General features: G+C 64.6%; 6 protein-coding genes. All 6 read right to left on the bottom strand.

All coding sequences use genetic code 11. From position 1 onward, the window contains the following. Positions 1–66: 66 nt before the first annotated feature. The 6 genes from NUV89_RS25835 to motA all read right to left on the bottom strand — a co-directional run bounded on the left by NUV89_RS25835 (position 67) and on the right by motA (position 7,216). Positions 67–468 carry a hypothetical protein gene (locus tag NUV89_RS25835; protein WP_257783549.1) on the bottom strand — a complete coding sequence of 134 codons (402 nt, stop codon included), beginning with the start codon at positions 466–468 and terminating at the stop codon, positions 67–69. Beyond that, positions 461–2,173, bottom strand: coding sequence for a flagellar biosynthesis protein FlhF (locus tag NUV89_RS25830; protein ID WP_257783548.1), 1,713 nt, complete (start codon positions 2,171–2,173; stop codon positions 461–463). The genes NUV89_RS25835 and NUV89_RS25830 overlap by 8 nt, the downstream gene beginning before the upstream one ends. Next, positions 2,170–4,266, bottom strand: coding sequence for a flagellar biosynthesis protein FlhA (flhA, locus tag NUV89_RS25825; protein WP_257783547.1), 2,097 nt, complete (start codon positions 4,264–4,266; stop codon positions 2,170–2,172). Before flhA ends, NUV89_RS25830 begins: the two co-directional genes overlap by 4 nt. Beyond that, the gene (gene flhB / locus NUV89_RS25820) at positions 4,263–5,432 is read right to left on the bottom strand and encodes a flagellar biosynthesis protein FlhB (RefSeq protein WP_257783546.1); all 1,170 of its coding nucleotides are present in this window, start codon (positions 5,430–5,432) and stop codon (positions 4,263–4,265) included. The genes flhA and flhB overlap by 4 nt, the downstream gene beginning before the upstream one ends. Before the next feature lie 96 nt (positions 5,433–5,528). Continuing rightward, positions 5,529–6,359, bottom strand: coding sequence for a flagellar motor protein MotB (gene motB, locus NUV89_RS25815; protein WP_257783545.1), 831 nt, complete (start codon positions 6,357–6,359; stop codon positions 5,529–5,531). Continuing rightward, complete coding sequence (motA, locus tag NUV89_RS25810) at positions 6,356–7,216, bottom strand: flagellar motor stator protein MotA (RefSeq protein WP_257783544.1); 861 nt, start codon at positions 7,214–7,216, stop codon at positions 6,356–6,358. The genes motB and motA overlap by 4 nt, the downstream gene beginning before the upstream one ends. Between the last annotated feature and the right edge of the window lie 166 nt (positions 7,217–7,382).

Genomic DNA, 7,382 nt, shown 5'->3' with positions numbered 1-7,382 from the left:
ACAGGTGGATCAGTCAGCTCATCTGTTTCTGATACACCGCATTCGCGAGCAAGCCCGCTCCCACATTTAGATCTCATTGATAAGTAACAAACGCACGCCGAGATACCGCTGGGCAGCTTCGCGCAAATTGCTGAGCAAGCCCTCCTGGGGCAACCCCGCATGCAACGCCAACACCTGCCCCGGCCCGCCATAGTCATGCAACAGACTCAAGGTATTGAACGCCCGCTCAAACGCCCCCAAGTCGCTGCCCACCCAAATCCCCCAGCGCGATTGCGCCCACTCGGGCTGATACTTATCCACAGCCCGCACCCGCCAGCGCGTTGGGTCACCGACCCAACGCTGGCCTTGTCGATGCCAGCGCTCTAACGCCTGCTGCGCCAGCAGCGCATCGGGCGCCGCGCCGAACAGCAGCAACGTGCGCTGATTGAGCTGGGCCCACTGGCGCAACCCGGCGGCCTGGTCATGCATGCTCGAAGCTGTCCATGACGGCGGCCAGGTGCAGCAACCCTTCAAGGATTTCCCGCGCCTGCCCACGGGGCTTTTTCGGCAATAAGCCGAGCAGTTGCGCCCGCGCCTGGAACGCCCAGTCATCCGGCGCCTGGACCAGCCGCAGGGCGCTGGCGGCGAAGCCGGCGGCCAGGTAGTGGCGGGGTTCGGCGTGCAGGTGCGGGTGCAGGTCGAGCAGCCGTGTGGAGCAGCGTGCGGTGAGGTCGGCCAGTTCGTCCTGTTTCAGTTGGTGCAGCAGTTCGGCGGCCTGTTCATGCAGATCGTGCAGTTCCTCGACCAGCCAATAGCGTTGGCCCAGGTGTTGGCCGCTGTGACTGTCCTGCAAGGTGGCGAACCAGGCACGCACAGCACGGCCTTTGTGCAGCACCGGCAGATGGCTCAAGGTCAGCCGCGCGTGGCGGTTGCGGTAGCGCAATTCACGAATGCCGAAGCATTCGCTGCGCTTGGCGAGGGTGCCCAGGGGATGTCGCTGCGCTTCAAACAGCGCCCGCTGGCTGGCCTTGCCCGGCGTGATCCACGCAGCGCTCGACGGCGCTGCGGGTTCACCGAGAAAACCTTCCCAACACGCCTGCGGCTGCGCCATCAACGGCCAGACCTGCACCAACAAGGCAAAACCCTCGACCTGCGCGACCAGGCTGTCGCACAAGGCCAGCAGCGCCTTACGCTGGCCCAACAGGCTGCGCGCCAAGGCGTCGAGGTGCGGGCGGGTGGCGCTGGCGGGAGGCGCCGCAAACCGCGATGGCCGGGAAATATCCAGCGCCTGCTGCAAGAACGCCGACGCGCCGGGCAGTTGCAAATCTTCCGGCACCTGTTGGCCGGTCGATAAATAATTCAGGCGCAAACGGTGGCGCATCACGGTCTCCAGTACCGGCCCCAAGCGCGCTGCCTCGTCGCACTTGCTGATGATGCAATCGTCCAGCCGGCACCCGGCCGCCTGCGCGGCCTCACGGTAGGTGTGCACCACTTCATCCAGGGTGTCGCCGTGGCTGGCGGCGTTGAGCACCAGCATCAGGTGCACCCCGCGCAGTTGCTGGACTTGCGCGAGCAGGCGCCGGTCGCGCTGGCTCATGCCGACGGTGTCGATCAGCACCAGGCGCTTGCCGGCCAAGCGGCCGAGCAATGTATCGAGCTCAGCCTGCGGTTCCAGCGTGTGCAGTTCGACGCCGAGCAATTGCGCATAGATATTCAGTTGCTCATGGGCGCCGACCCGAAAGCTGTCGGTGGTCACCAGCGCCACGTGGCCCGGACCCTGGCGCATCACATAACGCGCCGCCAACTTCGCCGTGGTGGTGGTCTTGCCCACACCGGTGGGGCCGACCAGGGCAATCACCGTGGGCGCCTGGAACAGCTCGTCTTCATCGCCCAACAGGTGCAATTGACTGCGCAGGCGTTGCACCAGCCAGGCCTTGAGCCGTGCCGGTGTGGCATCGGGCAAGTGCGCGGGCGTGCAGCCGAGCAAGTCTTCGCTGAAACCGCCACTGAAGCCCGCTTCCAGCAGCCATTCCAGCAACGGCGGCGCGCTCGCGGTTGCTTCGCCCTGGGCCATGATCTCCACGCCGGCGTCGGTCATGCGGCTGGACAGGATCAACGCGTCTGCACCCAAGGCCGCGCGCACCTGGTTCATCGCCTCGCGGCTGTTGGCGCCGATAAAACGTTGCGCACTCACTTAGGCTTGCCTCCGATCACGTGGGTCATGCGCAGGGTGCGGTCGTCGGGGATTTCGCTGAGGGCGATCACCGTCAGTTGGCGCAAGCGCCGGCGCAGGAAGCGCGACAGCACCGGGCGCAGTTTGTTGGGCACCACCAGCACCGGTGGTTCGCTGCTGTTTTCCTGGCGCTTGAGGGTCAGGCTGGTCTGTTGCATCAGGTTGTCGGCCAGGCTCGGCTCCAGCGCGCCGCCGTTGCCCACGGCCTGCATCAGCACCTGCTCGAGGTTGAAATCCAGGCCGATGACTTTCAGCTCGGCCTGGTTGCCAAACAGCTGGTTGACGATGGAGCGGCCGAGGGCAATGCGCACGACGGCGGTCAGTTCCTGCACATCGGGCGGTTGCAGCACGCCGCCGTGTTCGGCGAGGGCGTCGAGAATGGTGCGCATGTCGCGGATCGACACGTTCTCTTCCAACAGGTTTTGCAGCACCCGTTGCAGCACCGTCAGCGTCACCAGCTTGGGCACCACTTCGTCGATCAGGCCCTTGCTGTCGGGGCCGAGCTTGTCCAACAGCTTTTGCACTTCGCCACGGCCGAGCATGTCCTTGGCGTGTTGGTGCAGCAGGTGGTTGAGGTGGGTGGCGGTCACGGTGCTTGCATCGACCACGGTGTAGCCGTAGATCTGCCCGTGCTCGCGCAGGTTGGCGTCGATCCAGATCGCCGGCAGGCCAAACGCCGGGTCCACCGCCGCCGTGCCTTCCAGGGTATGGGTGACCTTGCCCGGGTTGATCGCCAGCCACTTGCCGGGGAACACTTCGCCCCGGCCGATTTCCACGCCCTTGAGGCTGATGATGTAGGTGTTGGCGGCCAGTTCCAGTTTGTCGCGCACATGCACCACGGGCGGCAGAAAGCCCACGTCCTGGGCGAATTTCTTGCGCAGGCTCTTGATGCGGGTGATCAGTTCGCCTTGCTGGCGGGCGTCCACCAGTTGGATCAGGCGGTGGCCGACGCGCAGGCTCAGGGTGTCGACCAACTGCACGTCGTCCCACGAGGCTTCGCTGCCCTGGGAGGCGGATTTGGGCAACAGCGTTTGTGTGGGCGAGCCTTCCGGCGCCAGCGCTTCCTGTTTGGAAAACCACCAGCCCAAGCCGCCCAGCAGCCCGGTCAACAGCAGGAACACCAGGTTCGGCATGCCCGGTACCAGACCGAGCAAACCCATGACGCCGGCGGTCATCATCAGCACTTTCGGGCGGCTGAACAGCTGGCCCATCATCTGCTGCCCCACATCCTGCTCGGTGTTCACCCGCGACACGGTCACACCCGCCGCAATCGAAATCACCAGGCCGGGAATCTGCGCCACCAGGCCATCGCCGATGGTCAGCATGGTGTAGGTGTGCGCCGCATCGGCAAACGCCATGCCGTGTTGCAGGATGCCGATGGCCAGGCCGCCGATGATGCACACGGCCATGATGACCAGACCGGCCACGGCGTCACCGCGCACGAACTTGCTGGCGCCGTCCATGGAGCCGAAGAAGTCCGCTTCCTGGGCCACTTCCTTGCGCCGTTGGCGCGCTTGCGGTTCACCGATCAAACCCGCGTTGAGGTCGGCGTCGATTGCCATTTGCTTGCCGGGCATCGAGTCCAGGGTGAAGCGCGCGCCGACTTCGGCGATACGCCCGGCGCCCTTGGTGATGACCATGAAGTTGATCGTCACCAGGATCAAGAACAGCGCCAGGCCCACGGCAAAGTTGCCGCCCACGAGGAACTCGCCGAACGCCTCGATCACCTTGCCGGCCGCGTCGGGGCCGGTGTGGCCTTCCATCAGGATCACCCGCGTCGACGCCACGTTCAGCGACAGCCGCAGCAGTGTGGTGAACAACAGCACCGAGGGAAACGCCGAGAAATCCAGCGGCTTCTCGGTGAGCATGCTGACCATCAGCACCATGATCGCCAGGGCGATGTTGAAGGTAAACAACAGGTCGAGGATGAAGGTGGGCAGCGGCAGGATCATCATCGACAGGATCAGCACGATCAGCACTGGGCCGGTCATGACTTTCAGGTCGGTGGTGGCCAGCCAGGAGTCGGGGCCGAAAAATTCGGTGATGCCTTTCATGCGTTCGGTTCATCCTCAGGTGTCGGGTTGCGCGGGCCGCGCTGGTCCATGCCCGGCGGCACGCTCAGGTTCGCCGGGGTCGGCGGCAGGTCGCCGCCGTGTTCGCTGACGCGCTTGAGGCGGATCGCCCAGGCGACGACTTCGGCGACCACGGTGTACAGCTCGATGGGAATTTCACGGTCCAGGTCGACGTGGAAATACAAGGCCCGCGCCAATGGCGGCGCCTCCAGCATCGGCAGGTGATGCTCGGCGGCAATCGCGCGGATGCGCAGGGCCACGTCATCCGCGCCCTTGGCCACCACGCGCGGCGCGCCGTGCTTGTCTTTCTGGTAGGACAGCGCCACCGCGAAGTGGCTGGGGTTGGTGACGATCACGTCGGCCTTGGGCACCTTGCTCATCATCCGCCGCCGCGCGCGGGCCTGTTGCACCTGGCGGATCTTGGCCTTGATATGCGGGTCGCCGTCGGCGTTCTTGTGTTCCTGGCGTTGCTCTTCCTTGGACATGCGCAGGTTCTTGGCGTAGGTCCACAGCTGGTACGGCGTGTCCATGCCGACCACGATAATCAGCGCCGCCACGCACATCGCGCAGGCGCTGGCGGTCAGGCTCATCACCGTGGCCAGGGCTTTGGGCGCGGGCATGTTGGGCAAGGTCAGCAATTGGTCGAGATGGCTGTTGAGGAAGCCGTACGCGACGGTGCCGATCAGCGTGGCCTTGGCGACGGCCTTGGCCAACTCCACCAGCACCTGTACCGAAAACAGGCGCGCCAACCCGCTGATCGGGTTGACCCGCGAGAACTGCGGGCGCACCGCCGCCAGGGTAATCACCAGGCCGCCGAGCAAGGCCGGTGCCGCGAGCGCGGCAAAGGTCATCAAGGCAAAAAACGGCGCCAGCGCCAGCAAGGTGTTCTGGCTCAATTGCCAGAGCACCGTGAGCATGCGCGCGGTGTCGAACAGCTGCGCACGGTCAAACAGCAACGCCTGTTCCATCACCTGGCCGAGGCTGTCATACAGATGCCCGCCCATTAGCCACAGCCCGCCGATGCCGGCCAGCAGCATGACAAAGGTGTTCATTTCGCGGGAACGCGGGACTTGCCCTTCTTCGCGGGCCTTTTCGATGCGGCGCGGTGACGCCGCTTCGGTCTTGTCTTCTTTGCTGGTCTCGGCCATGGCGCCATTGTGTGCGGGCGCGGGGGCGGGTGATGACGCGAATACCGTGCACAATCCCCCGCTATTCTGTGGCGAGGGAGCTTGTTGTGGCGATCTTTATGGTGTGCCGAACTCATCCTGGGACAAGATGCGCTCCGCAACCCGACGATCCAGCACGATGATTTCAATCCGCCGATTAGCCGCGTCGAAAGGCCCGGCACCCTTGAACGGAATGCGATCAGCCATGCCCGACACCCGCAGCAGCTTGTCGGAATCCAACCCGCCCGCCACCAGTTCCTGGCGCGAAGCCTTGGCACGGTCGGCGGACAAGTCCCAGTTGTTGTAGCCCGCATCGCCCCCGGGATAAGGATGGCTGTCGGTGTGGCCGCTGATCTGGATGCGGTTGGGCAGTTCGTTGAGCACCGGGGCGAAGGTCTTGAGCAGCTTGCGCAGGTATGGCGCGACGTTGGCGCTGCCCAGTTCGAACATCGGGCGTTTGTCGGTATCCAGCAGTTGTACGCGCAGGCCTTCTGGGCTCAGTTCAATCGCGATCTGCTGCTTGAGTTCGCGCAGTTGCGGGTCGCGGTCGACGGCGGCGTCGAGGCGGTGCTTGAGGGATTCCAGGTGGCGGCGTTCTTCGCCGGACAGGCGCTGCGTGTGGCGCAGCTTTTCCCCTTCGACGCTGCGCGGGTCGGGGCCGCCGCCGGGGATCGCGCTGGCACTGTTGGCGCTGCGCTCGCCTTTGCTGATCGCCACCAGCAGTGGCGTGCTGAAGTACTCGGCGATGGCTTCCTTGTCGTTTTTGCTCGCGTTGGACAGCACCCACAGCACCAGGAACAGCGCCATCAGCGCGGTCATGAAGTCGGCGAAGGCGATTTTCCAGGCGCCGCCGTGGTGGCCGTGTTTCGCGGCTTTTTTGCGGCGGATGATGATCGGGCGCTCGCTCATGCGCCGCCGCCGCTGCGCACGTAGGTTTCCAGTTCCAGGGCGCCGGGGCGTTCGCTGCTGTGCAAGGCCTTGCGGCCGAATTCCACGGCCAGTTGCGGCGGCATGCCTTGCACGCTGGCCAGCAGGGTCACGCGGATGCATTGCAGCATCTTCACCGACTCGGCGGCCTGGCGCTCGATGCGGCAGGCCAGGGGCGCGACCAAACCGTAGGCCAGGTAAATCCCGAGAAAGGTGCCGACCAGCGCGTGGGCGATCATCTGGCCCATCAAGTCCGGGCCGACGTTGACCGCACTCAACGCCTTGACCACGCCCATGACCGCGGCAACGATGCCAAACGCCGGCAGGGCGTCGCTGACTTTATAGAGCGCGTCGGAGGGCAGGCTGGCTTCGTGTTCGAACGCCTCGATCTCGTGCAGCATCAACTCATCAAGTTCGTGGGCCTGCATCGCGCTGCTCACCAGCAGGCGCAGGTAGTCGGTGAGGAACAGGATGACCAAGGGGTCGCTGACCAGCCGTGTGTAGGGCGCAAACACAGGGCTTTGCGCCGGGTCTTCGATGTCCCGCTCCAGGGACAGCATGCCCTCGCGGCGCGCCTTGCTGAGCAGGCCGTACATCATCGCCATCAGCTCCAGGTACAAGCGTTTGTCGTAGCGGGTGCTGCGTTTGAAGCGCGAGATGGCGCCGAACGTGGCGCGGATCGCCTTGCCATTGTTGGCCGCAATAAACGCCCCGACGCCGGCACCGCCGATCATCAACAGCTCCATCGGCTGGTACAGCGGGCCGAGGCTGCCACCGGACAGGACGAAGCCACCGAACACCGACAGCAGTACAGCGATAAGCCCGGATACGATGAGCACGTGGTCGTTTCCTTATATTCAAGCAATGGGTGACTGGCTGAATATCGGCAACGGGGATGGGTGAATTGAGGTTTTTTGGAACGAGAAATTTGAAGGTGTCGCAGATCAAATGTGGGAGCGGGCTTGCTCGCGAATGCGGTGGCTCAGTTGGAACATCTTTGACTGA

It is taken from the genome of Pseudomonas sp. 18.1.10 (genome assembly GCF_024655625.1).
Classification (GTDB): domain Bacteria; phylum Pseudomonadota; class Gammaproteobacteria; order Pseudomonadales; family Pseudomonadaceae; genus Aquipseudomonas.
The sequence above is the reverse complement of the archived record's forward strand: the minus strand, read 5'-3'. Positions and strand labels throughout refer to the sequence as shown.

What these genes read in the sequence shown, in the direction of transcription:
- NUV89_RS25835 (WP_257783549.1), bottom strand. Translation starts at nt 468, where the DNA reads ATGCATGACCAGGCCGCCGGGTTGCGCCAGTGGGCCCAGCTCAATCAG.
- flhA (WP_257783547.1), bottom strand. Translation starts at nt 4,266, where the DNA reads ATGAAAGGCATCACCGAATTTTTCGGCCCCGACTCCTGGCTGGCCACC.
- flhB (WP_257783546.1), bottom strand. Translation starts at nt 5,432, where the DNA reads ATGGCCGAGACCAGCAAAGAAGACAAGACCGAAGCGGCGTCACCGCGC.
- motB (WP_257783545.1), bottom strand. Translation starts at nt 6,359, where the DNA reads ATGAGCGAGCGCCCGATCATCATCCGCCGCAAAAAAGCCGCGAAACAC.